The organism is Streptomyces sp. NPDC023541 (assembly GCF_055559995.1).
On the sequence record NZ_JBVHJO010000007.1, the window covers coordinates 471,998 to 495,676 of the forward strand.

The 23,679-nt window shown below is 72.7% G+C and carries 25 protein-coding genes and 1 riboswitch; of the genes, 12 read left to right on the forward strand and 13 right to left on the reverse strand.

What is annotated here, in order from left to right; translation table 11 throughout:
- Window positions 1-3: 3 nt before the first annotated feature.
- The gene (locus ACZ3X1_RS20585) at window positions 4-711 is read right to left on the reverse strand and encodes a copper homeostasis protein CutC (protein WP_467280543.1); all 708 of its coding nucleotides are present in this window, start codon (window positions 709-711) and stop codon (window positions 4-6) included.
- A 110-nt stretch (window positions 712-821) separates the two neighbouring features.
- Between ACZ3X1_RS20585 and ACZ3X1_RS20590 the strand changes: the two genes are divergently transcribed.
- From ACZ3X1_RS20590 to ACZ3X1_RS20600, 3 genes are all read left to right on the forward strand, one after another.
- Window positions 822-1,496: an HD domain-containing protein gene (locus ACZ3X1_RS20590; protein WP_467280545.1), complete on the forward strand. Its 675-nt coding sequence runs from the start codon at window positions 822-824 to the stop codon at window positions 1,494-1,496.
- A 73-nt stretch (window positions 1,497-1,569) separates the two neighbouring features.
- A complete protein-coding gene (locus ACZ3X1_RS20595; protein ID WP_467280574.1) occupies window positions 1,570-2,781 on the forward strand; it encodes a Cmx/CmrA family chloramphenicol efflux MFS transporter in 1,212 nt (403 codons plus the stop codon).
- A 362-nt stretch (window positions 2,782-3,143) separates the two neighbouring features.
- Window positions 3,144-4,391 carry a serine hydrolase domain-containing protein gene (locus ACZ3X1_RS20600; RefSeq protein ID WP_467280546.1) on the forward strand — a complete coding sequence of 416 codons (1,248 nt, stop codon included), beginning with the start codon at window positions 3,144-3,146 and terminating at the stop codon, window positions 4,389-4,391.
- Window positions 4,392-4,415: 24 nt separating this feature from the next.
- Here ACZ3X1_RS20600 and ACZ3X1_RS20605 read toward each other — a convergent pair whose 3' ends face one another.
- Entirely contained in the window at window positions 4,416-4,685 is a 270-nt protein-coding gene (locus ACZ3X1_RS20605; protein ID WP_030037438.1) for a DUF4031 domain-containing protein, read from the reverse strand.
- Window positions 4,686-4,692: 7 nt separating this feature from the next.
- A complete protein-coding gene (locus ACZ3X1_RS20610; protein WP_356814068.1) occupies window positions 4,693-5,067 on the reverse strand; it encodes a hypothetical protein in 375 nt (124 codons plus the stop codon).
- Window positions 5,068-5,561: 494 nt separating this feature from the next.
- Between ACZ3X1_RS20610 and murQ the strand changes: the two genes are divergently transcribed.
- From murQ to ACZ3X1_RS20625, 3 genes are read left to right on the forward strand one after another with little or no spacing between them, the layout of a single operon-like run.
- Window positions 5,562-6,491: an N-acetylmuramic acid 6-phosphate etherase gene (murQ, locus tag ACZ3X1_RS20615; RefSeq protein WP_356814067.1), complete on the forward strand. Its 930-nt coding sequence runs from the start codon at window positions 5,562-5,564 to the stop codon at window positions 6,489-6,491.
- Between the two features lie 30 nt (window positions 6,492-6,521).
- The gene (locus tag ACZ3X1_RS20620; RefSeq protein WP_467280547.1) at window positions 6,522-8,027 is read left to right on the forward strand and encodes a PTS transporter subunit EIIC; all 1,506 of its coding nucleotides are present in this window, start codon (window positions 6,522-6,524) and stop codon (window positions 8,025-8,027) included.
- Between the two features lie 47 nt (window positions 8,028-8,074).
- The gene (locus ACZ3X1_RS20625) at window positions 8,075-8,662 is read left to right on the forward strand and encodes a GNAT family N-acetyltransferase (protein ID WP_467280548.1); all 588 of its coding nucleotides are present in this window, start codon (window positions 8,075-8,077) and stop codon (window positions 8,660-8,662) included.
- A gap of 245 nt (window positions 8,663-8,907) precedes the next feature.
- Here the strand turns inward: ACZ3X1_RS20625 and ACZ3X1_RS20630 are convergent, their stop codons facing one another.
- A complete protein-coding gene (locus ACZ3X1_RS20630) occupies window positions 8,908-9,426 on the reverse strand; it encodes a hypothetical protein (protein WP_467280549.1) in 519 nt (172 codons plus the stop codon).
- Window positions 9,423-9,641: a hypothetical protein gene (locus ACZ3X1_RS20635; RefSeq protein ID WP_356814062.1), complete on the reverse strand. Its 219-nt coding sequence runs from the start codon at window positions 9,639-9,641 to the stop codon at window positions 9,423-9,425. The genes ACZ3X1_RS20630 and ACZ3X1_RS20635 overlap by 4 nt, the downstream gene beginning before the upstream one ends.
- A gap of 115 nt (window positions 9,642-9,756) precedes the next feature.
- On the opposite strand from ACZ3X1_RS20635, the gene ACZ3X1_RS20640 reads away from it, so the two are divergent.
- Both ACZ3X1_RS20640 and ACZ3X1_RS20645 read left to right on the forward strand, forming a co-directional pair.
- Window positions 9,757-10,593, forward strand: coding sequence for a helix-turn-helix domain-containing protein (locus ACZ3X1_RS20640; protein ID WP_467280550.1), 837 nt, complete (start codon window positions 9,757-9,759; stop codon window positions 10,591-10,593).
- Window positions 10,586-10,801: a DUF397 domain-containing protein gene (locus tag ACZ3X1_RS20645; RefSeq protein ID WP_467280575.1), complete on the forward strand. Its 216-nt coding sequence runs from the start codon at window positions 10,586-10,588 to the stop codon at window positions 10,799-10,801. The genes ACZ3X1_RS20640 and ACZ3X1_RS20645 overlap by 8 nt, the downstream gene beginning before the upstream one ends.
- Here the strand turns inward: ACZ3X1_RS20645 and ACZ3X1_RS20650 are convergent.
- Entirely contained in the window at window positions 10,788-12,182 is a 1,395-nt protein-coding gene (locus tag ACZ3X1_RS20650; protein WP_467280551.1) for an outer membrane protein assembly factor BamB family protein, read from the reverse strand. The two genes, ACZ3X1_RS20645 and ACZ3X1_RS20650, sit on opposite strands and share 14 nt — an antisense overlap.
- Before the next feature lie 295 nt (window positions 12,183-12,477).
- Between ACZ3X1_RS20650 and ACZ3X1_RS20655 the strand changes: the two genes are divergently transcribed.
- Together ACZ3X1_RS20655 and ACZ3X1_RS20660 are read left to right on the forward strand one after the other, a co-directional pair.
- A complete protein-coding gene (locus ACZ3X1_RS20655) occupies window positions 12,478-12,825 on the forward strand; it encodes a protease inhibitor I9 family protein (protein ID WP_356814059.1) in 348 nt (115 codons plus the stop codon).
- A 138-nt stretch (window positions 12,826-12,963) separates the two neighbouring features.
- Window positions 12,964-14,667 (forward strand): serine/threonine-protein kinase, encoded by a 1,704-nt coding sequence (locus tag ACZ3X1_RS20660; protein WP_467280552.1) that lies wholly within the window; start codon window positions 12,964-12,966, stop codon window positions 14,665-14,667.
- A gap of 27 nt (window positions 14,668-14,694) precedes the next feature.
- Here the strand turns inward: ACZ3X1_RS20660 and ACZ3X1_RS20665 are convergent, their stop codons facing one another.
- The 7 genes from ACZ3X1_RS20665 to thrC form a co-directional block, all read right to left on the reverse strand.
- On the reverse strand, window positions 14,695-14,877 hold the full coding sequence (locus tag ACZ3X1_RS20665) for a hypothetical protein (RefSeq protein WP_356814057.1): 183 nt from the start codon (window positions 14,875-14,877) through the stop codon (window positions 14,695-14,697).
- A gap of 189 nt (window positions 14,878-15,066) precedes the next feature.
- Window positions 15,067-15,669, reverse strand: a complete 603-nt coding sequence (locus tag ACZ3X1_RS20670) for a phosphoribosylanthranilate isomerase (RefSeq protein ID WP_356814056.1) — start codon at window positions 15,667-15,669, stop codon at window positions 15,067-15,069.
- A 33-nt stretch (window positions 15,670-15,702) separates the two neighbouring features.
- Complete coding sequence (locus ACZ3X1_RS20675; RefSeq protein WP_356814055.1) at window positions 15,703-16,242, reverse strand: hypothetical protein; 540 nt, start codon at window positions 16,240-16,242, stop codon at window positions 15,703-15,705.
- A 235-nt stretch (window positions 16,243-16,477) separates the two neighbouring features.
- The gene (groL, locus tag ACZ3X1_RS20680; RefSeq protein ID WP_356814054.1) at window positions 16,478-18,100 is read right to left on the reverse strand and encodes a chaperonin GroEL; all 1,623 of its coding nucleotides are present in this window, start codon (window positions 18,098-18,100) and stop codon (window positions 16,478-16,480) included.
- A gap of 384 nt (window positions 18,101-18,484) precedes the next feature.
- Window positions 18,485-18,691 (reverse strand): cold-shock protein, encoded by a 207-nt coding sequence (locus ACZ3X1_RS20685; protein ID WP_030009783.1) that lies wholly within the window; start codon window positions 18,689-18,691, stop codon window positions 18,485-18,487.
- A gap of 397 nt (window positions 18,692-19,088) precedes the next feature.
- Window positions 19,089-19,367 (reverse strand): MoaD/ThiS family protein, encoded by a 279-nt coding sequence (locus ACZ3X1_RS20690; RefSeq protein WP_356814053.1) that lies wholly within the window; start codon window positions 19,365-19,367, stop codon window positions 19,089-19,091.
- 36 nt (window positions 19,368-19,403) lie between these two features.
- Window positions 19,404-20,678: a threonine synthase gene (thrC, locus tag ACZ3X1_RS20695; RefSeq protein ID WP_356814052.1), complete on the reverse strand. Its 1,275-nt coding sequence runs from the start codon at window positions 20,676-20,678 to the stop codon at window positions 19,404-19,406.
- A 17-nt stretch (window positions 20,679-20,695) separates the two neighbouring features.
- Window positions 20,696-20,853: riboswitch (SAM riboswitch) on the reverse strand.
- A 185-nt stretch (window positions 20,854-21,038) separates the two neighbouring features.
- Between thrC and ACZ3X1_RS20700 the strand changes: the two genes are divergently transcribed.
- On the forward strand, window positions 21,039-21,989 hold the full coding sequence (locus ACZ3X1_RS20700; RefSeq protein ID WP_356814091.1) for a glucosyl-3-phosphoglycerate synthase: 951 nt from the start codon (window positions 21,039-21,041) through the stop codon (window positions 21,987-21,989).
- A gap of 47 nt (window positions 21,990-22,036) precedes the next feature.
- A complete protein-coding gene (locus ACZ3X1_RS20705) occupies window positions 22,037-23,494 on the forward strand; it encodes an alpha,alpha-trehalose-phosphate synthase (UDP-forming) (protein WP_356814051.1) in 1,458 nt (485 codons plus the stop codon).
- Window positions 23,495-23,679 lie beyond the last annotated feature (185 nt).

The window sequence follows — 23,679 nt, forward strand, 5'->3', positions numbered from 1 at the left end:
CCCTCAAACGCCGGCGGGGCTGGATTCGTCCAGTGCAGCGCGCCACTCGGCGACCGCCGACGCCGAGACCGGCCGGCCCCAGCCGTCGGGCCGCGCCGCCCCGCCGATGTGGAACGCGTCGACCCCGCCCGCCCGCAGCACCGGCAGGTGGGCGAGCGTCAGGCCGCCGCCGACGAGGATCCGCGCCCCGTACCCCGGCTCGCCACCCCGCCCCGCCTCCGCGAGCAGCACCGCCAGACCCTCGTCGACCCCGGCCGCCGAGCCCGCCGTCAGGTAGGTGTCGAGGCCGGGCAGGTCGGCCAGCGCCTTGCGCAGCTGGTCCCGGTCCGCCGCGCGGTCGATCGCCCGGTGGAAGGTCCACGGGCAGCCGTCAAGTTCCGCGACGACCGCCTCGACGGCGGCCAGGTCGGGGCTGCCGTCCGCGCGCAGGAAGCCGAGGACGAACTCCTGCGCGCCCTCCGCCCGCAGCCGACGCGCCGTCGCGGCCAGGACCGAGACGTCCCCCGCGGCGAAGCCGTCCGCCGTGCGGATCATCACGCGCAGCGGGATGTCGACCGCCGCCCGGATCGCCGCGAACGTCTCGCGCGCCGGGGTGAGCCCGTCGGCGGCCATGTCGGTGACCAGCTCCAGTCGATCGGCCCCACCGGCCTGGGCCGCGACCGCGTCCTCCACGTCGAGGGCGATCACCTCCAGGAGCGCACGGTTGCTCATTCGATCCCATCCTTCGAGAAGTCACACAAAATAGGTCTAGTCCAATATCCAGGGTACGTTCCTCCGGCCGCGCTCCACCAGCACAATCACGCCACCCCCACAATGTGCGCATGGACATAGGCACCCCGCACACCGACACGACGGACCTCCGCGCCCGCTGGCGGGCCGCCGTCGCCGAGGCCGGCGCCCCCGCCGACCGCGATCCCGACCCCTACGCCGACCGCCTCCTCGCCGCCTGGGCGGAGCCGCAGCGCCGCTACCACACCACCGCGCACCTGGCCGACGTACTCGCACGGATCGACGTACTGGCCCCCTACGCCGCCGACCCCGCCGCCGTCCGGCTCGCCGCCTGGTTCCACGACGCCGTCTACCGTCCCGACCGCTCCGAGAACGAGGAGCGCAGCGCCGCCCTGGCCGAGCGCGCCCTCCCCGAGCTGGGCGTCGACGCCGCCCGCACCGCCGAGGTGGCCCGCCTGGTCCGGCTCACCATCACCCACGACCCCGCCCCCGGCGACACCGACGGCGAGGTGCTCTGCGACGCGGACCTGGCGGTGCTGGCCGGCTCCGCGCAGGCGTACGCCGCCTACGCCGCCGCCGTCCGCGACGAGTACGTCTTCGTCCCCGACGACGCCTTCCGCGCCGGCCGAGCCGCCGTACTGCGCCAGCTCCTCGACCTGCCGCGGCTCTTCCGCACCCCCTACGGCACGGCGCACTGGGAGGCCCCGGCCCGCGCGAACCTGGCCGCCGAGCTCGCCGCCCTGACCGCACAGCCGTCACAGGAATGACACACCCGGGGGAATTCAAGCGCGTTCGCACGGGTTGGTGACAGTCATGCCCGCAGTCGCCGCACGCCGCCGCATGCCCGTCGCCGTCTACGTCCTCGGCCTGTCCGTCTTCGCACTCGGCACCAGCGAGTTCATGCTCTCCGGGCTGCTGCCGCCGATCGCCGACGACATGGGCGTCAGCATCCCGCAGGCGGGTCTGCTCATCTCCGCGTTCGCGATCGGCATGGTCATCGGCGCTCCCCTGCTGGCCGTGGCCACCCTGCGCCTCCCCCGCCGCACCACCCTCATCGCCCTGATCAGCCTCTTCGGCCTCGGCCAGGTCGCGGGCGCGCTGGCCCCCTCCTACGAGCTCCTCTTCGCCTCCCGCGTGGTCGCGGCCTTCGCCTGCGCCGGCTTCTGGGCCGTCGGCGCGGCCGTGGCCATCGCCATGGTCGACAAGGACCAGCGCGCCCGCGCGATGGCCGTGATGATCGGCGGCCTGTCCATCGCCAACGTCCTCGGCGTCCCGGCCGGCGCGTTCCTCGGCGAGCACCTGGGCTGGCGCTCCGCGTTCTGGTCAGTTGCCGCGGCCTCCGCGGTCGCCCTCGCCGGCATCCTCGCCCTGATCCCCCGGATCCCGCTGCCCAGCGAGAGGCCGACGCTCCGCCGCGAGCTGCGCATCTACGGCGACCGCCAGGTGTGGCTCGCGATCGGCATCACCGCCCTGGGGGCGGGCGGCGTCTTCTGCGCCTTCAGCTACCTGTCGCCGCTGCTCACGGACGTGGCCGGGCTGGACTCGAAGTGGGTCCCGTGGATCCTCGGCCTCTTCGGGATCGGCGCGCTCGTCGGCACGACCATCGGCGGCCGGGTCGCCGACGCGCACCTGTTCGGCGTGATGATCTGGGGCATCACCGCCTCCACCGTCTTCCTGACCGTACTCGCCCTCCTGGCCCCGGTCGCCGTCGCCGCGATCACGCTGTCCTTCCTGCTGGGCGTCTCGGCGTTCTTCACCGCCCCGGCGCTCAACGCCCGCATGTTCAACGTGGCCGGTGCCGCGCCGACGCTGGCCGGAGCGACCACCACGGCCGCCTTCAACCTCGGCAACACCGGCGGCCCCTGGCTCGGCGGCACCGTCATCGACGCGGGCCTGGGCTTCTCCGCGACCGCCTGGGCCGGCGCCGCCATGACGGTGACCGCGATCGCCCTCGCCGTGACCGCCCTGCGCCTGGACCGCCGTACGCCGCCGCGGGCGACCCGCGTCGTGGCCGGGAGCAGCGCCACCGCCCCGGTGACCACCCGCGCCTGACGGCGCCCGCTACCCGCCCCCGAAGATCGCGTCGGCCGAGGGCGCGGTCACGGCCCGCCGGAGCCAGCGGCCCAGGGTCTCGGCGTCACCGCAGCCGGTGATGTGGTCTGTCGCGCTGAGCGTAGATCAGGCAACCCGCCCCGAAGCCAGTCAAGTTGGCCTTTTTCACTCAAGCGAGTGAGTGCGTGCCACGGGCGGGAGGGGTGGGGTGGGGTGTCGTCCTTTCTCTCGTGTTCTTGGGTCCTGGGAGCGTCCCCGCCACCGGCGTCCCAGCGCACGGGCGCCGGTCCCGGTCGCCGCCCCGGACCCGCCTTCCTACGATGGGAAGGTCGGCTCGGGGACGTGCGTCAGAGGTGATCTGCATGGGCCGGTACCGCACGCCCACCGTCTTGGCCGCCGCCTCCCTCCTGCTGACCGCGCTGTGCGCGGGTCAGGCGCCCGCCGCCGCCCCGCCGGGCCGGGTCGGCATCGACGACGTGATCGCCGAGAAGCTCGACGACGCGATCACCGCGGCCATGCGGGAGGCCGGCATCCCCGGCGTGGGCGTCGGCCTGTGGATCGACGGCGACGAGGCCTACGTGCGCGCCTTCGGCACCTCCGACAAGACCACCGGCGCGCCCGTCAAGACCGACATGCACACCCGCATCGGCAGCGTCACCAAGACCTTCGCCGTCACCGGCGTCCTCCAGCTCGTCGACGACGGGAAGGTACGGCTCGACGCGCCGATCTCGACGTACCTCGACGGCGTGCCCGGCGGCGACCGCATCACCGTCCGGCAGCTCGCCGAGATGCGCAGCGGCCTCTACAACTACACCGAGGACCCGCGCTGGATGGCCGCCTTCAAGGCCGACCCGTACCGCGCCTGGACCCCGCAGCAGCTGCTGGACATCGCCTTCCGGCACCCGGCCGACTTCCCGCCGGGCGCACGCTGGGAGTACTCCAACACCAACACCATCCTGCTCGGCCTGCTCGTGGAGAAGGTCAGCGGGCAGCCCCTGCACACCTACCTGGAGCAGCACGTCTTCGCGCCCGCAGGCCTGGACGCGACGTCGCTGCCGACCGGCGCCGCGATCACCAGCCCGTACGTGCACGGCTACACGAACTTCACCCCGGACGGCGCGACGGTCGACGCCTCCCAGTGGAACCCGTCCTGGGGCTGGGCGGCCGGCGCGATGATCTCCACCATCGACGACCTGCACAGCTGGGTCCCGACCCTGGTCAGCGGACGGCTGCCGGACGGCGACCGGCTCCTGGAGCGGGACACCCAGGCCCAGCGGCTGCGCATGCTGCCCACCGGGCACCCCGACGTGGGCTACGGGCTCGGCATCGCCGAACTCGACGGCTGGATCGGCCACAACGGCGAGCTGCCCGGCTACGAGACCGTCGCCGTCCGGCTCCCGCAGGCCCGCGCCACCATGGTGATCGTGGTGAACTCCGACGTCGACGGGAAGTTCGGCAGCCTGAGCTCCCTCATCGCCAACAGGATCACCAAGATCGTGACCCCGGAGCACGTCTGGGACCTCCCGGCCGCGGCCCAGCCCGACCCGGTACCGTCCGCGTCGCCCGCACCGCCCGCACCGCCCGCCTCACCCGCGTCGCCCGCGTCGTGAAGCCGTAGGTCCGTCGGCCCGGTCCTAAGCCGCCGGCCGGCCCTTCGGGCGGCGCAGGCCGGCCGCGGTGAGGCGGCGGACGAGTTCCTTGCTGCCGACCTCCACCGCACCCGCCCCGACCGCGTCGGCGTACCGGTACGAGGGCACGTCGTAGTGGTCCCGCTCGAAGGCCCGCGGCGGACAGCCGATGCCCGCTGCGAAGGCGTGCAGCTCCTCGTACGAGACGTCGCTGACCAGGTGCGACCACATACGGCCGTGGCCCGGCCAGGTCGGCGGGTCGATGTAGACGGTCATCGGCGGCTCACCTGAGGCCGAGGACCGGGCCGAGGCCGCCGACCGCGGCCACTCTCACGCCCGCCTCCGAGCACACCCAGTGCGGGTCGGGTCCCAGCTCCGGCTCCACGTCCAGCGCGTGCGGATCGCCGTGGTGGCAGACCGGGCACAGCGGCCAGCGCCCGTACTTCTCCAGCAGCGAGTCCTGCACGTCCTGGGCGACGAGCCCCGGGAGGTAGTCGACGCCCTCCGGCCACTGCTCCACCCACCACCGGCGGTGCGTGACCGAGTCCTCGACGAGGGAGACGACATCGGCATCGGCGACCTCACCTGCGGCGAGATCGGCGAGCACGAGTGCGCGGGCGACGTGCAGCGCCTGTTCCAGGGGGGTCGTGTGGTCCATGGGCCCATTGTGAACCTGCCGGGCGCCGGTGAAGAAGGCCCGCCTGCCGTGGGCCCAATGGCGGATTGACCCCCACCCCGCCTGAAAATAGCTTTCAGGCGTGACCAAGGAGCCGAAAGGAACTCCCGGCCGCCCGCCCGGAGGCCCACCCCGGGCCCCTTCCCACGCCCGCAGGACCACCGCCGCAGACCCCCGGGCCGAGGGCGGGCCGCCCGCGCGGCAGCCGACGCGGAGGCCGCCCCGGCGCCCACCAGGGCGGTGCGGCACGGCGGGCTGCCGCGGGAGCTGCCCAGGACGCCGCGCCGGCCTCCCTGCCACAGCGCCAACGCCACGAGCGCCCCCGCGGCGGAAGCCACCACAGCACCCGACGCCCGGCGGCAGGCCGCCCGTCCCGAGGAACCGCCGCCCCCGCCACCGACCGGCACCGCACTCGCCCGCCGGACCCCGCCCACACCCCCACCGCCGAACCGACCAACCGCCGGAGGCCCCCGCCCATGACCGCGTACGCCGAACTCCGCGCCCAGCTGGAGACGCTGACCACCGAGGCCTTCCGTCCCGAACTCGCCGAGATCGACCGGCTGTCCACCCTCGACATCGCCCGCACCATGAACGCCGAGGACGCCACCGTCCCGGCCGCCGTCGCCGCCGAGCTGCCGCGGATCGCCGCCGCCATCGACGCGATCGCGGAGCGGATGGCCCGCGGCGGCCGCCTCGTCTACGCGGGCGCCGGCACCGCCGGCCGGATGGGCGTCCTGGACGCCAGCGAGTGCCCGCCCACCTTCAACACCGACCCGGCCGACGTCGTCGGCCTGATCGCGGGCGGCCCCTCCGCCATGGTCAAGGCCGTCGAGGGCGCCGAGGACTCCCCGCAGCTGGCCGCCGAGGACCTCGCCGCGCTGCGGATCGGACCGGACGACACCGTCATCGGCATCTCCGCCTCCGGCCGCACCCCGTACGCGATCGGCGCCGTCGAGTCCGCCCGCGGCCGCGGCGCGCTCACCGTCGGCCTGTCCTGCAACGCCGGCTCCGCGCTCGCCGCCGCGGCCGACCACGGCATCGAGGTCGTCGTCGGCCCCGAACTCCTCACCGGTTCCACCCGCTTGAAGGCCGGTACCGCGCAGAAGCTCGTCCTCAACCTCATCTCGACGATCACCATGATCCGCCTGGGCAAGACCTACGGGAACCTCATGGTGGACATGCGCTCCTCCAACGAGAAGCTGCGCGCCCGCGCCCGCCGCATCGTGGCCCTGGCCACCGGCGCTCCCGACGAGGAGATCGAGGCCGCGCTGACGGCCACCGGCGGCGAGGTCAAGAACGCCATCCTCGTCGTCCTCGGCGAGGTCGACGGCCCGGCCGCCGCCGAACTCCTCGCCGCCTCCCGCGGCCACCTCCGCGCGGCCCTCGCCCACGCCCGGACCCGCTGACCCACCCCCTACGGCAAGGCGACCACCACCATGTCCACTGAGTCCACTGAGTCCCCTGACAAGAACCGCGCCACGGCCGCCGCGATCCTCCCCCTGGTCGGCGGCCCGGACAACGTCACCTCGATCGCGCACTGCATGACCCGCCTGCGCATCTCGCTGCGCGACCGCTCGCTCGTCCAGGACGAGGCCCTCAAGGCCCTCCCGGCGGTGCTGGGCGTGGTGGAGGACGACACCTACCAGATCGTGCTCGGTCCGGGCGCCGTCGCCCGCGTCACCCCGCAGTTCGAGGCGCTGGTCGAGGAGGGCCGCTCGGCGGCGCCCCCCGCCGCCGCCCACCCGGTCACCGCCGCCGAACTCGCCGCGCAGGGAGCGGCCCTGAAGGAGGCACAGAAGGCACGCAACGCCACCCCCTTCAAACTGATGCTGCGCCGCATCGCGAACATCTTCGTGCCGCTGATCCCGGCCCTCATCGGCTGCGGGATCATCGCCGGCCTGGGCGGCCTGCTCACGAACCTCGACCGGCTGCCCTCCGTCGTCCCGGCGCTCACCGCGATCGCGTCCGGCTTCATGTCGCTGATCGCGGTGTTCGTCGGCCACAACACCGCCAAGGAGTTCGGCGGCACCCCGATCCTGGGCGGCGCGGTCGCCGCCATCATCGTCTTCCCGGGCGTCGCGAAGATCACCGTCTTCGGGACGGAGCTCAGGCCCGGCCAGGGCGGCGTCCTCGGCGCGCTCGCGGCCGCCCTGCTCGCCGTGTACGTGGAGAAGCGCTGCCGGCGCCTGGTCCCGGAGGCCCTGGACGTCCTGGTCACCCCCACCCTCACCGTCCTGATCGCGGGCCTGGTCACCCTCTTCGGCCTGATGTTCCTCGCCGGTGAGGCCTCCGCGGCCATCGGCACCTTCGCCGACCGGCTGCTGTCCACCGGCGGCGCGTTCGCGGGACTGGTCCTGGGCGGGCTCTTCCTGCCGTTGGTGATGCTCGGCCTGCACCAGGCCCTGATCCCCATCCACACCACGCTCATCGAGCAGTCCGGCCACACCGTCCTGCTGCCGATCCTCGCCATGGCGGGCGCGGGCCAGGTCGGCGCGGCCATCGCCGTCCACCGCCGTCTCCCGCGCAACGGCTCGCTCCGCGCCACCATCAAGTCCGCCCTGCCGGCGGGCTTCCTCGGTGTCGGCGAACCGCTGATCTACGGCGTCTCCCTGCCGCTCGGCCGCCCCTTCGTCACCGCCTGCGTCGGCGGCGCGGCCGGCGGCGCCTTCGTCGGCCTCTTCAACCAGCTGGGCATCGCCTTCGGATCCACCGCCATCGGCCCCTCCGGTTGGGCCCTCTTCCCCCTGCTGGACGGCAGCTCGAACCTGGGCGTCACCGTCGCGATCTACGCGGGCGGCCTGCTGACCGGCTACCTCGTCGGTTTCGCCGCCACCTATTTCTTCGGCTTCACCCGCCAGATGCTGGCCGACCTCAACACCGACCCGGACCCGGACGGCCCGGACCCGGTGACCGGCCCTCCGAAGGAACCGGCCCTGGCCTGACGCCCGCCCTCCGCCCGTCTCCGCGAAGCGACGGGCATGATCGGATCATGATCGACTCCATACCCCCCGTGGTCCCGCCCGGCCGGATGCGCGAACTGCCGCACCCGGAGCTCGCCCTCCCCGGCGGGATGTCCCTGCGCCCCTGGACCGCGGCCGACGCCCCCGCACTCGTGGCGGCCCACCACGACCCGGACATCCGGCACTGGAACCGCCCGAGCCACCTCGACCTGGCCGGGGCCGAGGAGCGGATCGCCCTCTGGCGCGACCGCTGGCAGGCGGAGAAGGCCGGAACCTGGGCGATCGCCCCCGACGGCGGCCGGGCCGTCGGCCTCATCGGCATCGCCGACATCGACCTGGCGGGCGGCAGCGGCGAGATCCTCTACTGGCTGCTGCCCGCCGGGCGCGGCACCGGCGTCATGGTGCGGGCCGCCGACCGCCTCACCCGCTGGGCCTTCGACGACCTCGGCCTGCACCGCGTGCGCATCACGCACTCCGTCGCCAACCCGGCCTCCTGCGCCGTCGCGACGAAGGCCGGCTTCCCCTTGGAGGGCACCATGCGCGGCGCCCTCCTCCACGCGGACGGCTGGCACGACGAACACCTCCACGCCCGCCTCCGCACGGACCCCACCCCTTAGGGGGTGTCGCGCCGATCATGCCGGGCCCGCGGCGGCCCGGCTACGGGACGGACCCGTGTTTCACCACCCACTCCACAGACTGACCTGGGACCTCGAACGATGCCGTCGTAGTCGGTGTCGTAGGCCTGCACCTCGATGGCGCGTTCGCCGATCTCGTCGGTGAGCGGAAGCCGGCCGGAGCCTCGGCGTACGGATCGGATCACGTTGCATGCCATCTTGTCGGCGAGCGGGCGAGTCCGCCCCTCTCACGCTCCTGCCTCGTCCGCTCCGCCTGCCTTCCGCAGGAAGCGGGCCAGGTCGTCCACCGAATAGCCGACGTGCGGCCCACGGTCGGCCGCCATCAGCAGCAGCCGCCCGACGTTCAACGCGCCCCGGTCGCCGGGGCCGTCGGCGCCCAGCCCGGACATCAGCAGCCCGTACTCGTCCCGGATCTCGGCACACGTCGCGGCCACGGCGTCCAGCAGCCGCCCGCCGGGCCGCTCGCAGCGCAGCGTGAAGCAGCCCTCGGAGTCGTCCACCACGCAGCCCTGCGGCGGCCGTGCCCGGAGCGCGTCGTGGCGTGGATCGTCCTCACCGCCGTGGACCAGCGTGAACCGCTGCCACCCCGGCGGCGGAGGAGCCGGCGGCCCACCTCTCCACCCGGCGTCGGCGAGGTCCCTTTCCAACCAGCACAGCTTCCAGGCCAGCTCGAACTCCCAGCTCCGCGCCACCTCGAAGAACCCCTCCAGCGCCGCCTCCACCCGGGGCCGGTCGCACCCGCTCACGGGTGGGCCCGCTCGTGGAGCACGGCGGCCAGCCGGAGCGCGGTGTCCAGGTTGCAGCGGCCCAGGTCGACCAGCGGCAGCCCGTACGCACCGGCCGCCGAGACCCGTTCCACACCCAGGGAGGGGAACACGACGCCCACCCCGCCGAGGGCCTCCTTCAGTTCCCGTACGGCCTCCTCGGCCGCCCGGATCCGTTCCGTGGGCGTGAGCACCATGACATGTCACCTTTCCACTCTGAGTGATCTGCTTCTGCACACAGAGTGGTGATCGGCTGGCTAGCCTTTCAAGGAAGCACCGAGAACAACCCCACCTGTTGGCCTTGGAGTTGCCATGGCAGGTAAGAACCTCGACCCGTCCTCCTCACCCCGCGCCCTGCTCGGCGCCGAACTGCGCGTGGCGCGCGAAGCCGCGGGACTGAGCCAGGCCGAGCTCGGCGAACCGCTTTTCGTGAGCGGTTCGTTCATCGGCCAACTCGAAGCGGGCACGCGCCGGATGCACATCGAATTCGCCCGCCAGATAGACGACATCCTCAGCACGAACGGCTTCTTCGTCCGCAACTGCGGCGCGGCGGCCAAGTCCAAGTACCCGGACCACTTCGCCGCGGCGGCCGAAGCGGAGGCTCTGGCGAAGGCCATCCGCGAGTACGCGCCTCAGCTGATCCCCGGGCTGCTCCAGACGGAGGCGTACGCCCGCGAGGTGTTCCGCGCGTACCAGCCCACCGCCCCTGAGACGGCCATCGACGAACTCGTCGAGAACCGCCTCGCGCGAGCCGCGCTACTGAGTGATCCAACTACCCCACTGTTGTGGTGCGTCCTCGACGAGGCGGTTCTCCGACGGGTGGGTGAGAACACGGCAGTACTCGCCGAGGCCCTGCGGCACGTGGCGACCCTGATCCGGTCGCACCGAGTCATTGTGCAAGTGCTGCCGTTCAGCGCAGGTCCTCACGCCGGCCTGGACGGTTCGCTCAAGCTGATGGCCTTCGAGGACGCTCCCCCGCTCGTCTACGTCGACGGCATCGGCATGGGCCAGTTGTTCGACGATCCGGCCACGGTCGCGCGCCACACACTGACCTACGATCTGCTCACGGCCAGCGCACTGTCACCGCGCAGGTCGCTGGCCCTGATCGAGTCCGTGGCGGAGGAGTACGAACGTGACCAGCATGCCTGAGTACGACCTGTCAGCGGCCACTTGGCACAAGTCCAGCTACAGCGGCGGCGATGGCGGGAACTGCCTGGAGATGGCCACCTGGCCGAAGTACACCCACTGCGAGGCCGGCGGCAGCGCAACGGTGCCCGTACGGGACTCAAAGGTGCCCGGCGGGCCGAACCTCACTTTCAGCGGGCCCGCCTGGAAGGCGTTCCTCACCAGCCTGTGACCCGCTTCAGGGCCACATACGACGGCAGGTCTCCCGCCGGGTCGAGGTTCACGAACGTGTAGCCCTCGGTGCCCGTCGGGTAGATCTCGAACCGGCGGCCCAGCGGGACGTCCCGCAGGATCGTGGGCTCGGCCTTCGCCCTGCCCGTGGTCCCGTCCAGGTGCCACAGTTGCGTCCGCGCGGCGGTCGACGTCACCACGTCGGCCCCGCCCCGGGCGCGGCCCTGCGCGAGGCCGAGGACGGTGGCCCCGTCGAGCCCGGCGTGCCATACGCGGCGGCCGTCCAACAGCGAGTACGCCGAGATCCCCGGGACCTTGCCCTTCACCGGGAGGACCAGCAGATCACCGCTGACCAGCGGGTCCGGTTCCGCGAGGAGGTCCTCCTCCGGTCCCGACACCGGCACCGCGCCGCGCTCCCGCCCCGCGTCGTCGAACAACCGCACCGAGTCGCCCGCGCGCAGCGCGATCGGCCGTGCCGACAGCACCCGCAGCTCACCCGAGGGGTTCCGCAGCGGGGTCTGCCAGGCCGGGGTGCCGGTCCGCGCGTCCAGGGACGTCAGCCGCGCCGTGCCGGCGCCGGGGCAGTCCTCCACGTACAGGATCCGGTCGGCGGTCCCGTCGAGCGCGCGGACCCGGCAGCCGGACGGCACCGGCATCCGCCAGCGTTCCTCGCCGCCGCGCAGGGCCAGGCCGAGCAGGGCGCCGTCCGTGACGACGGCGGCCGTGCCGTCCACCACCGCCACCGGCGGTGAGTCCACGTCGGCTGAGGGCGCCGCGGGGAGGTCCTTGGCCCACAGTTCGTCGTCCTGACGCAGGTCCACGGCCGACACCCGTGTGCCGCAGCCGCCCGGGGTCCGCGCGGCCGCGACCAGTCCGACGCCGTCCGCGACCGTCCGGCTCAGGGCGCAGAAGACGGTGCCCTCGGGGGCGGCCTGCCCGCCGGCCGAGCGGCCCTCGCCGTTGTAGATGCGCAGGCCGTCCGTGCGGGCCCGTACGAGGCCCGCCGAGGGGAGCTGCCAGGCACCCACGGGCCGGGCCGGCTCCGGGTTCTCCGCCTGCCACCAGGTCCACGCGTACGCCTGCGGGCCGCGCATCCAGGCGTACCCCTGCCAGGCGGGCCACAGCGCGACCAGCGCGACGGCCGCCGCCACCCAGCGGATCCACCCACGTCGGCCGTCACGCCCCCGGGCCAGCAGCACGTACGCGAGGAGCCCCAGGGCGGGGGTGAGCAGCAGCAGCCAGCCCCTGCCCCGGGTCCACTCGACGAAAGCCATCCGCCCGAGCAGTACCAGGTACAGCACGGTCACGGCGGCGACCGCCACGCCGGAGACGAACAGGGCGGGCGGTAGCCACCGCACGCCCTGAGATGTGTGCTTGTCCATGATCCCCCCTGGCCACAGCCTAGTCGGCGTGCCTGTCGGGGGGCCGGTCACCGAGGTCCGGGCCAGCGCTCGGGCGCGCCTGCTCGCAGCGGGCGGCGACGCCCTCGACGTGCGGGGCGGCCATCGACGTGCCGTCGGGCCTACGGCCCGGCCGCACGGCCGTCGGCCGCCCCGGCAAGATCACCCGTACGGTCCGCCGCCACCTCAGGGGGCGCACGGGCGGCGCGCCCCGCGTGCACCCGCCACGCCCGCGGAGGTCTTTGACCGGCCCGGCCGTGCGTGATGCCCTCCACCCATGCGCATCCTCCTGAGCCGAGCGGGCCGCACCCTGCCCGCTGCTGTCGCCGTCCTTGCCGCCCTCACCGCCCTGCCCGTGGCCGCGGCCACCGCCGCCGTGGCCGCGCCCGTATCCCGTGCGGCCGCCGCCGACGAAGCCCCGTACATCGTCACCGTCCACCAGGACATCGATCCGGCGAGGGTCGCCGGGATGGTCGGGGCCTCCCCGGACTACGTCTACAGCACCGCCCTGCACGGCTTCTCCGCCCGGCTGAGCCCCGGGCAGGTCATGGCCCTGCACGTCATCCCCGGGGTGGAGTCCGTACAGGAGGACGGCGGCGTGTCCTCCTTCGACACGGCCGACTGACCGCACCCGACATCCGCCCGGCCCGCCCCCGGCCCGCCCGGCCGCACCGGATCCCCGGCATCGCCCCGTACCCGCCCGGCGCTTAGGGTTACGTGGATCAACTCATCGGTTGGTCCGGTAGGGATCGGGGGGAGACCGATGAACAGCGCGACCGAGGTGTTCCAGCCGCTGCGGGCTGACGATCCGCAGACCGTGGGCGGTTACCGCCTCGCCGCCCGGCTCGGGTCGGGGGGCATGGGCCGGGTCTACCTGTCGCACACCCAGGGAGGCCGCCCCGTCGCCCTCAAGGTGGTGCATCCCGAGCTGGCCGAGGACCCGGCCTTCCGGCGGCGCTTCCGCCGGGAGGTGGAGGCCGCGCGGCGGGTCCGGGGGGCGTACACCGCCGAGCTGATCGACGCCGACGCGGAGGCGGCCCCGCCCTGGCTGGCCACCGTGTACGTGCCCGGCCCCTCGCTGTCGGAGGCCGTCGCCCGGCGCGGGCCGCTGCCGGACGCCGCCGTGGTGTGGCTGATGGCGGGCGTGGCCGAGGCCCTCGTGGCCGTCCACGCCGCGGGCGTCGTGCACCGCGACCTCAAGCCGTCGAACGTACTGCTGGCCGCCGACGGGCCCCGCGTCATCGACTTCGGCATCTCGCAGGCCTCCGGCCTCACCGCCACCGCCACGGGCAACACCATCGGCACGCCCCAGTACATGGCCCCCGAACAGGGGCTGGCGGGCGAGACCACGCCGGCCACCGACGTCTTCGCGCTGGGCCAGACGGCGGCGTTCGCGGCACTGGGCAAGCCGCTGTACGGGGACGGCCCCTCCATGACCGTGCTGTTCCGGATCGTCCACTCCAAACCCGACCTGACCCAACTGCCGGAACCGCTGCGGCCGCTGTTCGCACTGTGCCTGGCCACCGCCCCGGAGGAGCGGGCCACCCCGGCGGAGATCCTGGCGTGGTGCCGCGAGTACCTGGGCGACGAGGCCGTCGCGGGCGGCGGACCGGCCGTCTGGCGGGAGGTCGCGGGCCTGGAGGAGGAGATACCGGATCCGGTCGCCCGGCCCGCCGCGGCGACGACGTGGGGGGACGAGGCGCCGGGGGCCGGCGCGGGTCACGTGACGGCCGCCCCGGCCGGAGCCCCGGCACTGGCACCGGGGCACGCGACGTCGTCGGGCGCGTCGGCGGAAGCGGACGCGCAGGCACAGGCACCGGCACCGGCTGGGGCGCAGGCGGGGGCGGGCGCTCCGGCGGCGGTCCACAAGCGGCGGCGCACCGCGCGGGTCGCCGGCGTGGTGGCGATGACCGGCGCGCTGACGCTCGCGGGTCTGGGCTGGAAGCTGATGGACGGGACGGACCGGGCGGCCGGACGGGAGGGCGCCGCGACCACGTCGTCCGGCCCGGCGGCGACGCCGGCCGGCACCGCCCCCACGCCCACCCCCACTCCGACGCCGAGCGCCTCACAGCCGCCCAAGCCCGTCCCGTACCCCGGGCTGGAGCTGAACGAGAAGAACTCGATCAGCTTCAAGGAGCCCGTCCAGCACGAGGACGGTGACCGCACCGGGGACATCCGCATGAAGTGCGGTCTCGCCAGCGGCTGCCGCATGGAGAGCGACGCCAGCGTGTTCTCCATGCCCCAGAAGGCGGGCACCGGCAACCTCGAAACGTGCCGCGAGGAGCTGGAGTTCGCGAAGAAGAACGACCTGACGCTGCACGTCCTGGCGGCCGGCAGCGAGGTCTGCGTCAGGCACCCCTCGGGGGACATCGCGCTGTTCGTCATCGGGATCAAGTCCGCCCCGGGCCTGTCGAAGGACCCCAGCTGGCTCAGGGCCGACATGACGATCTGGCGCGCGGCTTCCTGACGCACTCCCCCGCGGCGGCGGGCGGTGTCACACCGCCCCGTGCGGCGCCTCAGCGTCGAGGGCCACGACGAGGAAGGCGTCCCTGTCGAGGTCCATCACGACGGTCGCCCGCTGCCCGCGCTCCCGGCACCTGGCCGCGTACTCCTCGGCGGGCCAACTGCCGTAAGGGTCACCGGCGGGAAAGGAGTTCAGCACCTTCGTACGGCGCACCGCTTCCACCTCCTGAACGACGAAGCGTCCTCACCGCCCTGGTGCCCCGTGCGCCGGATCCCATGCGGCGCGCCCGATCCCGTGACCGTGCCGATCGCCCGCACGGGGCCACAGCCCTCAGGGAGTGTCGTCAAAGTAGCGGCGGCCGCCCGAAGGGCCGCCGGCCGGGCGGGACTTCGACGACACGACCTAGGCTCCGCGCACCGCCTCGACGAAGGCGCGGATCAGCTCCGGCGACTTGACGCCGCGCTCCCGCTCGACGCCGCTGGACACGTCCACGCCCCACGCCCCGGTGACCGCGAGCGCTTCGCGCACGTTGCCCGGGTTCAGCCCGCCTGCCAGCAGCCACCGCCCCTCGGGCGCGATGAAGTCGGCCGACCCCCAGTTCCACGGCTTGCCGGAGCCGGGGTCGGGGGCGTCGAGCAGCAGGAGGTCCTCGCCGTACTCGCCGCAGCGCTCCACCCGCTCGGCGGTGGCCCGCAGCAGGGTGCGGCCCTCGGCCCGCAACGCCGCGAAGTCGCCCGGGCCCTCCTCGCCGTGCAGCTGCACGCCCCGTACGCCGCTCTCCTCGGTGAAGCGGCGCACCTCCTCGACGGACTGGCCGCGGAACACCCCGACGGTCAGCACCGAGTCCGGGACCCGGGCCGCCAGCTCGCGCGCGGTCGCGGCGTCGACCGTGCGTGGGCTGCCGGGGGCGAACACGAACCCGACGGCGTCGGCCCCGGCCGCCACCGCGGCAGCGACGTCCGGCGCGGTCCTGAGCCCGCAGATCTTGACGAAGAGGTCAGCCATGCGTCCAGCCTATGCGGACCGGCCCGGCCCCGGTCAGCGGCCGATCTGCACGGGCCCGAGCACGGTCCCGCCGACGAGGGCCGCGAGATGGGCGGCGCCCACGTCGTCGGCGGTCGCGAAGTGCACGTAGACGGTGTGCCGCCCGTCGGGATGCTCCTCGTTGAGGTCCAGCTCCACCCGCTGGTTCGTCGGATCGGCCGACGAGGACGGTATCCCGGGCACGTCCGGCCAGGCCCCCCGCCACAGCATCGTGGCCGCCCCGCCGCGCAGCGCCCGCAGGAACGCCTGTTCCACCGGCCCGGGAGCCGCGTACGCGTCGACGGTCAGCGGCAGCGCCGCCGCCAGCTCCCGGTCGTCGCGTGGCAGTTCGGCACCCAGGTACCAGGTGTCCGCCGCCGCCCAGTAGTCCGACGGATCGAACATGCCCGTCGGCAGCAGCGCCGCCATCCCGCGGGCCTCCGCGACGCTCTCCGTCCGCGCGCACAGCCACATCTCCGGTTCGAGCGGCCTCATCCGCCCGCACAACAGCCGGGCCCGCCGGTACGCCTCACCGAGGTCGTCGGTCCGGTACACGGGGTACGCCCGCGAACTCCCCATCCCCCGTTCAGCCCCGCCCTGGATCGACGGGATCGGTGGTGCGCGGGACGGGAGAAGCGACGGATTGGCCCATGGGCCGTACGGTCACACAGCCCGACCCACCCCGGCCAGCGGTTTTCCCGCCTCCGGGCCGGCGCGGGAACGCCCGAGGGCGGCACCCCCGTGGGGGTGCCGCCCTCGTTCGAGAACAGCCGATCAACCTTCAGGTCGATCAGAAGTCCATGTCGCCGCCCGGCATGCCGCCCGGGGCGCCGGCGCCGGCCTTCTCGGGCTTGTCGGCGATGACGGCCTCGGTGGTGAGGAACAGCGCGGCGATGGACGCGGCGTTCTGCAGGGCAGAGCGCGTGACCTTCGCCGGGTCGATGATGCCCTCGGCGATCATGTCGACGTACTCGCCGGTCGCGGCGTTCAGGCCGTGACCGATCGGAAGGTTGCGCACCTTCTCGACGACGACGCCGCCTTCGAGACCACCGTTGACGGCGATCTGCTTCAGCGGGGCCTCCAGCGCGAGCTTCACGGCGTTGGCGCCGGTCGCCTCGTCACCCTCCAGCTCCAGCTTCTCGAAGACCGCGGAGGCCTGCAGCAGGGCCACGCCACCACCGGCGACGATGCCCTCCTCGACGGCCGCCTTCGCGTTGCGAACGGCGTCCTCGATGCGGTGCTTGCGCTCCTTGAGCTCGACCTCGGTCGCGGCACCGGCCTTGATGACGGCCACGCCGCCGGCCAGCTTCGCGAGGCGCTCCTGGAGCTTCTCGCGGTCGTAGTCCGAGTCGGAGTTCTCGATCTCGGCGCGGATCTGGTTCACGCGACCGGCGACCTGGTCGCTTTCACCGGCACCGTCGACGATGGTCGTCTCGTCCTTGGTGATGACGACCTTGCGGGCGCGGCCGAGCAGGTCCAGGCCCGCGTTCTCGAGCTTGAGGCCGACCTCCTCGGAGATGACCGTGCCGCCCGTGAGGATGGCGATGTCACCGAGCATGGCCTTGCGGCGGTCGCCGAAGCCCGGGGCCTTGACGGCGACGGACTTGAAGGTGCCGCGGATCTTGTTGACGACCAGGGTCGACAGGGCCTCGCCCTCGACGTCCTCGGCGATGATCAGCAGCGGCTTGCCGGACTGCATGACCTTCTCCAGGAGCGGCAGCAGGTCCTTGACCGAGCCGATCTTGGAGTTGACGATCAGGATGTACGGGTCGTCGAGGGACGACTCCATGCGCTCCATGTCGGTGGCGAAGTACGCCGAGATGTAGCCCTTGTCGAAGCGCATGCCCTCGGTGAGCTCCAGCTCCAGACCGAAGGTCTGGGACTCCTCGACGGTGATGACGCCTTCCTTGCCGACCTTGTCCATGGCCTCGGCGATGAGCTCGCCGATCTGGGTGTCGGCGGCGGAGATGGAGGCCGTGGAAGCGATCTGCTCCTTGGTCTCGACATCCTTGGCCTGGGCGAGCAGGGCGGCGGAGACGGCCTCGACGGCCTTCTCGATTCCACGCTTGAGGGCCATCGGGTTGGCACCGGCGGCCACGTTGCGCAGGCCCTCGCGGACGAGCGCCTGGGCCAGGACGGTGGCGGTGGTCGTACCGTCGCCGGCGACGTCGTCCGTCTTCTTGGCGACTTCCTTGACCAGCTCGGCGCCGATCTTCTCGTACGGGTCCTCGAGCTCGATCTCCTTGGCGATGGAGACACCATCGTTGGTGATCGTGGGGGCGCCCCACTTCTTCTCAAGGACGACGTTGCGACCCTTGGGGCCAAGGGTGACCTTGACGGCGTCGGCGAGCTGGTTCATCCCACGCTCGAGGCCGCGACGGGCCTCCTCGTCGAACGCAATGATCTTGGCCATCTGAAGTGGTCCTCCCGGACAGCGGTGGATTGCTCCCAGGACCGCGCCCGCGCCCGCGACGGACGGCCTGCGTGCCCGGCGGTTCCTTCCCACCGGACCCTGCGGGCCTCACCGACCCGGTCCTCGTTTCAGTAGCACTCTCACTCGTAGAGTGCTAACGCCAATGATTAGCACTCGACCCCCGAGAGTGCAAGCGGCTTCGAAGAAGCCTCGATGAGGGGTGGCGGTCGGGTGACGGGTGCGCGCAAGCGGCTCGGGGGGACGATCCCGGCGCCGTCGGGCGCACACGCGAGGGGCCCACATCCCGTGTCCGGGATGTGGGCCCCTCGTGGATCTTCCGGGTCTTCGACGGAAGACCGAGCGTCGGTGGTCGATGCTCCGGGACTAGCCGAGCGCGAGCTTGACCATGTCCGCCTGCGGACCCTTCTGGCCCTGCGAGATCTCGAACTCGACCCGCTGACCCTCTTCAAGGGTGCGGTACCCGTCCATCTGGATGGCGCTGTAGTGGACGAACACATCCGCACCACCGTCGACCGCGATGAAGCCGTAGCCCTTCTCCGCGTTGAACCACTTGACGGTGCCCTGAGCCATGCCTAACTCCCCTATTACTGGCCCTTGCGCGGGAACGCACTTCGCGTTCCCGGGTCAGAACTTGCGTCGGAACGCGTCGACCGAGGCTGAATGTATCTGCGCGAGTGCTGTCTGCAACAGGTCAATCCGACGAGAAATCTGGACACCGAGAAACATTGAAATAGAGTGAAAATTTGGCATATTCCAGGGCAACTCGGGCCCCGCATATCTCGCCAAAGCCCCATACCGCGCCTGCACATTGACCCGATGTCGACCCTCACGCGACCCGTTCATATGCAGCGGGCAAGTCCAGCGGAGGGGACTTCCCCAACTCTACCGTGCCCAATCAAGCAGAATTACCCCCTCCACTTTTAGCGGAGGGGGCAATTTCGGTTTTCGGCCGGGGTTCAGCCCCGGATCAGCAGCCGCCCGCGACGGCCGGGATGATCGAGACGCCGGCGCCGTCCGGCGTCACCGCCTCCAGCCCGCCCTCGAAGCGCACGTCGTCGTCGTTGACGTAGACGTTCACGAAGCGGCGGAGCTTGCCCTGGTCGTCCAGGACCCGCGCGGCGATGCCCGGGTGGTTCTTCTCCAGGGACTCGATGACCTCGGCGAGGGTCGCACCCTCGGCCGGGACCTCGGCCTGACCGGCGGTGTAGGTGCGCAGGATGGTGGGGATGCGGACGTTGACGCTCATGGCGCTACTGCCTTTCCGGTAGTACGTGGAGGGTGGTCAGGCCAGGCCGGCGGCGCGGAACGCGTCCAGGCTGGGGCGGATGGTGGCGGTCTGTCCGCTGTCCGCGGCCACCGCCTCCAGGGTCTTGAGGCCGTCACCGGTGTTGAGGACGACTGTGGTCAGCGCCGGGTCGAGCTGCCCGTTCTCGATGAGCTTCTTCGTCACGCCGACGGTCACGCCGCCCGCGGTCTCGGCGAAGATGCCCTCGGTCTGGGCGAGGATCTTGATGGCCTCGACGACCTGCTCGTCGTTGACGTCCTCGACGAAGCCGCCGGTGCGGCGCGCGATGTCCAGGACGTACGGGCCGTCCGCCGGGTTGCCGATCGCGAGGGACTTGGCGATGGTGTTCGGCTTCTGCGGGCGGACCACGTCGTGACCGGCCTTGAAGGCGGTCGACACCGGGGAGCAGCCCTCGGCCTGGGCTCCGAAGATCTTGTACGGCTTGTCCTCGACGAGGCCGAGCTTGACCAGCTCCTGCAGGCCCTTGTCGATCTTCGTCAGCTGCGAGCCGGACGCGATCGGAATGACGATCTGGTCGGGCAGCTGCCAGCCGAGCTGCTCGCAGATCTCGTACGCCAGGGTCTTGGAGCCCTCGCCGTAGTAGGGGCGCAGGTTGACGTTGACGAAGCCCCAGCCCTCGCCCAGCGGGTCGCCGATGAGCTCGGAGCAGAAGCGGTTGACGTCGTCGTAGTTGCCCTCGATGCCGACCAGGTCGCCGCCGTACACACCGGCCATGACGACCTTGCCCTGCTCCAGGTCGTGCGGGATGAACACGCAGGAGCGGAAACCGGCCCGGGCGGCCGCGGCGCCGACGGCGCCGGCCAGGTTGCCGGTGGAGGAGCAGGACAGGGTGGTGAAGCCGAAGGCGCGGGCGGCCTCGACGGCGATGGCCACGACGCGGTCCTTGAAGGAGTGCGTCGGGTTGCCGGAGTCGTCCTTGACGTACAGCTTGCCGGTGACGCCCAGCTCCTTGGCCAGGTTCGCCGCGTCGACGAGCTTGGTGAAGCCGGGGTTCAGGCTGGGCTTGGACGCCACGTCGGCGGGGACGGGCAGCAGCGGCGCGTAACGCCAGATGTTGTTGGGGCCGGCCTCGATCGCGGCGCGCAGGGCTTCGGGGTCACCGGTCGGGAGCTCGTAGGCGACTTCCAGCGGTCCGAAGCACTCGACGCACGCGAAGATGGGGCCGAGCTCGAAGCGGGTACCGCACTCGCGACAGGAAAGGCCGGTGGCAGGTCCGAGATCGACAGAGGTGGCGACAGTCTGTGCAGCCATGATGGCGAGGCCCTTTCTCCTCATCTTCCCCATGGCGCATTTCGCCATGAGACGGAATTGGCACCTTCCCTAGCCGGGGACCTCGCTGACGAGCGCTGCTGCGCGATCGCGAGAACCGACTGGAGGGTTGCCGGGGCTTCAACGGGCCGTGTCCCTCTGCCCCTCTGGATGAGCGGTATGGCACCGGCACACGCGCTCTGTGGCGCGCCGGTGCGTTTGTACGCGGGGGACCCCGGCATGCGGTGGTCCTTCGCGTTGTTCAAGACTGTAACCGAAGGGCCGGGCGGTTGAGACAGCCGTCCGAACCGCGAGATGGATCACATAAAGGCCGATAACGCCGACACGCAGGGAGTGCTGAGAGTGCTGGAAGAGGTGGAGCGCTGGCTGGCCGACCGCTCCTGGTCCGCCGCCGACCGACCGCTCGACCAGCTGCTCGACCTCAAACGGGCGGCCGGGACCACGGTCAGCGTGGTGCTGCCCGCGCTGGACGAGGAGGCGACGGTCGGCGCGATCGTCGAGGTGATCCGGCGTGAGCTGATCGAGGGGCTGCCGGTCCCCCTCGTGGACGAGCTGGTCGTGATCGACTCGGGCTCGGCCGACCGGACGGCCGAGGTCGCGGCGAAGGCCGGCGCCCGGGTGGTGCACCGCGACGAGATCCTGCCGCGGATCCCGGCGCTGCCCGGCAAGGGCGAGGTGCTGTGGCGCTCGCTGCTGGTCACCGGCGGGGACATCGTCTGCTTCGTCGACGCCGACCTGCGGGACTTCTCCGCCTCCTTCGTCTCCGGGATCGTCGGCCCGCTCCTGACCGACCCCGGCGTGCACTTCGTCAAGGCGATGTACGACCGCCCGCTCGGCGACGCACCGGGCCAGGGCGGCCGGGTCACCGAGCTGGTCGCCCGCCCTCTGCTGAACCTCCACTGGCCGCAGCTGGCCGGCTTCGTCCAGCCGCTGGGCGGCGAGTACGCCGTACGGCGCTCGCTGCTGGAGCGCCTGCCCTTCCCCGTCGGCTACGGCGTCGAGCTGGGCCTGCTGGTCGACGCGCTGCACACGGTCGGACTGGACGCGCTGGCCCAGGTGGACGTGGGCGTACGGCTGCACCGCCACCAGGGCGGTCAGGCGTTGGGCCGGATGGCCGCGGCGATCTACCGGACGGCTCAGGTGCGGCTCTCGCGCGGGCACCTCGTACGGCCGGAGCTGACGCAGTTCGAGCGGGGACCGGAGGGCTTCGTGCCACGGACGTACGCGGTGGACACCGAGGAGCGGCCGCCGATGCTGGGCGTTCAGGAGTACGGCCGGCGCCACGTCGCCTGACCGTGTCCATACGTTTGAGCGAGCGCAGGCCGGGCTAGGTTCGCCGCATGGCTTCTCAGGTACTCGTCGCGGCGAACCGCGGCCCGCTCTCCTACGCCCTCTCCGACGACGGCACCCTCAGTGCCCGGCGCGGCGGGGGTGGTCTCGTGTCCGGACTCTCGGCGGCCCTGGCGGAGCAGCCGGGGGCGCTGTGGATCTGCGCGGCGCTGTCGGACGCGGACCGGGAGGCGGTCCGGCGGGACGTCTCCGAGCCGGGCGTCCGGATGCTGGACATCGATCCCACGATGTACGACGACGCGTACAACGGCATCGCGAACTCGGTGCTGTGGTTCACCCACCACCACCTGTACGACGTGCCGCGCGAGCCGGTCTTCGACGCGGAGTTCCGGCGCCTGTGGGGCTCGTACGTGGCGTACAACGAGGCCTTCGCGCGCGCCCTCGCCGAGGAGGCGGCGCAGGGTGCCCGTGTGCTGGTGCAGGACTACCACCTGGCCCTGGTCCCGGGGCAGCTGCGGGAACTGCGGCCGGACCTGCGGATCGCGCACTTCACGCACACCCCGTGGGCTTCGCAGGAGGTCCTGGGGATGTTGCCCGACGGCATCCGCAGCGAGCTGGTGTGGGGGATGCTCGGCGCGGACGTCGTCGGCTTCCACACCTGGGCCTGGGCGGACGCCTTCATGAGCGGCACGCACCTGGACGACGAACGGGGCGTCGCCGAGCCGAAGTCCGCGGCCGGGACGGAGCCGCCGCACGCGAGGTACGTCCAGAAGAACCCGGCGAGTCCGGTGCGGCACAAGCGGACCGAGGTGGCCGTGTACCCGTTGGGCGTGGACGCCGACGAGCTGCGGGCGCTCGCGCACCGGCCGGAGGTGGACGCGAAGCTGGCGGAGCTGCGGGCGGAGGTCGGGGACCGGAAGACGATCGCCCGGGTGGACCGGACGGAGCTGTCGAAGAACGTCCTGCGCGGCCTGCTGGCCTACCGGGAGCTGCTGGCGGTCCACCCCGAGTGGCGCGGCCGGGTGGTGCACCTGGCCTCGGCCTACCCGTCACGGCAGGACCTGAAGGTGTACCGGGACTACACGGCGGCCGTCTCGGAGCTGGCGGCGGAGATCAACGCGGAGTTCGGCACGGAGGACTGGCAGCCGGTGCTGGTGTCGGTGAAGGACGACTTCGCGCGGTCGTTGGCGGTCTACCGGATGGCGGACGTGGCACTGGTGAACCCGGTGCGGGACGGGATGAACCTGGTGGCGAAGGAGATCCCGGTGGTGTCGGAGGCGGGGTGCGCGGTGGTGCTGTCGACGGGCGCGGGGGCGTACGAGGAGCTCCGCGAGGACGCGCTGACGGTCAACCCGTACGACGTGTCGCAGACGGCGGAGGCGCTGCACGCGGCGCTGGCCATGCCGGTGGCGGAGCGTGCGGAGCGCACCAAGCGGCTGGCCGCCGCCGCGACGGCCCTTCCCCCGGCCCAGTGGTTCACGGCCCAGCTCTCGGCCCTGGAGGCCTGACCCCCTTCAGTCCCGCCGGCGTTCGAGGCGCGGGGGTCCCGGGGGCGGAGCCCCCGACGGCGCCGCTGCCGGGGGGGGCGCCCCCCCCCCCCCCCGGGGGCCCCCCCCCCGGGGGGGGGGGGGGGGGGGGGGGGCGGGGGGGGGGGCGGGGCGCGGCGCGCCCGCCCCCCCCCGGGCGTGGGGGC

Coding starts and splice junctions, on each gene's coding strand:
- ACZ3X1_RS20650 (WP_467280551.1), bottom strand. CDS start 12,182: ATGGACAAGCACACATCTCAGGGCGTGCGGTGGCTACCGCCCGCCCTG.
- ACZ3X1_RS20620 (WP_467280547.1), top strand. CDS start 6,522: ATGTCCACTGAGTCCACTGAGTCCCCTGACAAGAACCGCGCCACGGCC.
- ACZ3X1_RS20625 (WP_467280548.1), top strand. CDS start 8,075: ATGATCGACTCCATACCCCCCGTGGTCCCGCCCGGCCGGATGCGCGAA.
- murQ (WP_356814067.1), top strand. CDS start 5,562: ATGACCGCGTACGCCGAACTCCGCGCCCAGCTGGAGACGCTGACCACC.
- ACZ3X1_RS20590 (WP_467280545.1), top strand. CDS start 822: ATGGACATAGGCACCCCGCACACCGACACGACGGACCTCCGCGCCCGC.
- ACZ3X1_RS20690 (WP_356814053.1), bottom strand. CDS start 19,367: ATGAGCGTCAACGTCCGCATCCCCACCATCCTGCGCACCTACACCGCC.
- ACZ3X1_RS20655 (WP_356814059.1), top strand. CDS start 12,478: ATGCGCATCCTCCTGAGCCGAGCGGGCCGCACCCTGCCCGCTGCTGTC.
- ACZ3X1_RS20610 (WP_356814068.1), bottom strand. CDS start 5,067: ATGGACCACACGACCCCCCTGGAACAGGCGCTGCACGTCGCCCGCGCA.
- ACZ3X1_RS20685 (WP_030009783.1), bottom strand. CDS start 18,691: ATGGCTCAGGGCACCGTCAAGTGGTTCAACGCGGAGAAGGGCTACGGC.
- ACZ3X1_RS20585 (WP_467280543.1), bottom strand. CDS start 711: ATGAGCAACCGTGCGCTCCTGGAGGTGATCGCCCTCGACGTGGAGGAC.
- ACZ3X1_RS20660 (WP_467280552.1), top strand. CDS start 12,964: ATGAACAGCGCGACCGAGGTGTTCCAGCCGCTGCGGGCTGACGATCCG.
- ACZ3X1_RS20595 (WP_467280574.1), top strand. CDS start 1,570: ATGCCCGTCGCCGTCTACGTCCTCGGCCTGTCCGTCTTCGCACTCGGC.
- ACZ3X1_RS20600 (WP_467280546.1), top strand. CDS start 3,144: ATGGGCCGGTACCGCACGCCCACCGTCTTGGCCGCCGCCTCCCTCCTG.
- ACZ3X1_RS20605 (WP_030037438.1), bottom strand. CDS start 4,685: ATGACCGTCTACATCGACCCGCCGACCTGGCCGGGCCACGGCCGTATG.
- ACZ3X1_RS20645 (WP_467280575.1), top strand. CDS start 10,586: ATGCCTGAGTACGACCTGTCAGCGGCCACTTGGCACAAGTCCAGCTAC.
- groL (WP_356814054.1), bottom strand. CDS start 18,100: ATGGCCAAGATCATTGCGTTCGACGAGGAGGCCCGTCGCGGCCTCGAG.
- ACZ3X1_RS20635 (WP_356814062.1), bottom strand. CDS start 9,641: ATGGTGCTCACGCCCACGGAACGGATCCGGGCGGCCGAGGAGGCCGTA.
- ACZ3X1_RS20640 (WP_467280550.1), top strand. CDS start 9,757: ATGGCAGGTAAGAACCTCGACCCGTCCTCCTCACCCCGCGCCCTGCTC.
- ACZ3X1_RS20670 (WP_356814056.1), bottom strand. CDS start 15,669: ATGGCTGACCTCTTCGTCAAGATCTGCGGGCTCAGGACCGCGCCGGAC.
- thrC (WP_356814052.1), bottom strand. CDS start 20,678: ATGGCTGCACAGACTGTCGCCACCTCTGTCGATCTCGGACCTGCCACC.
- ACZ3X1_RS20705 (WP_356814051.1), top strand. CDS start 22,037: ATGGCTTCTCAGGTACTCGTCGCGGCGAACCGCGGCCCGCTCTCCTAC.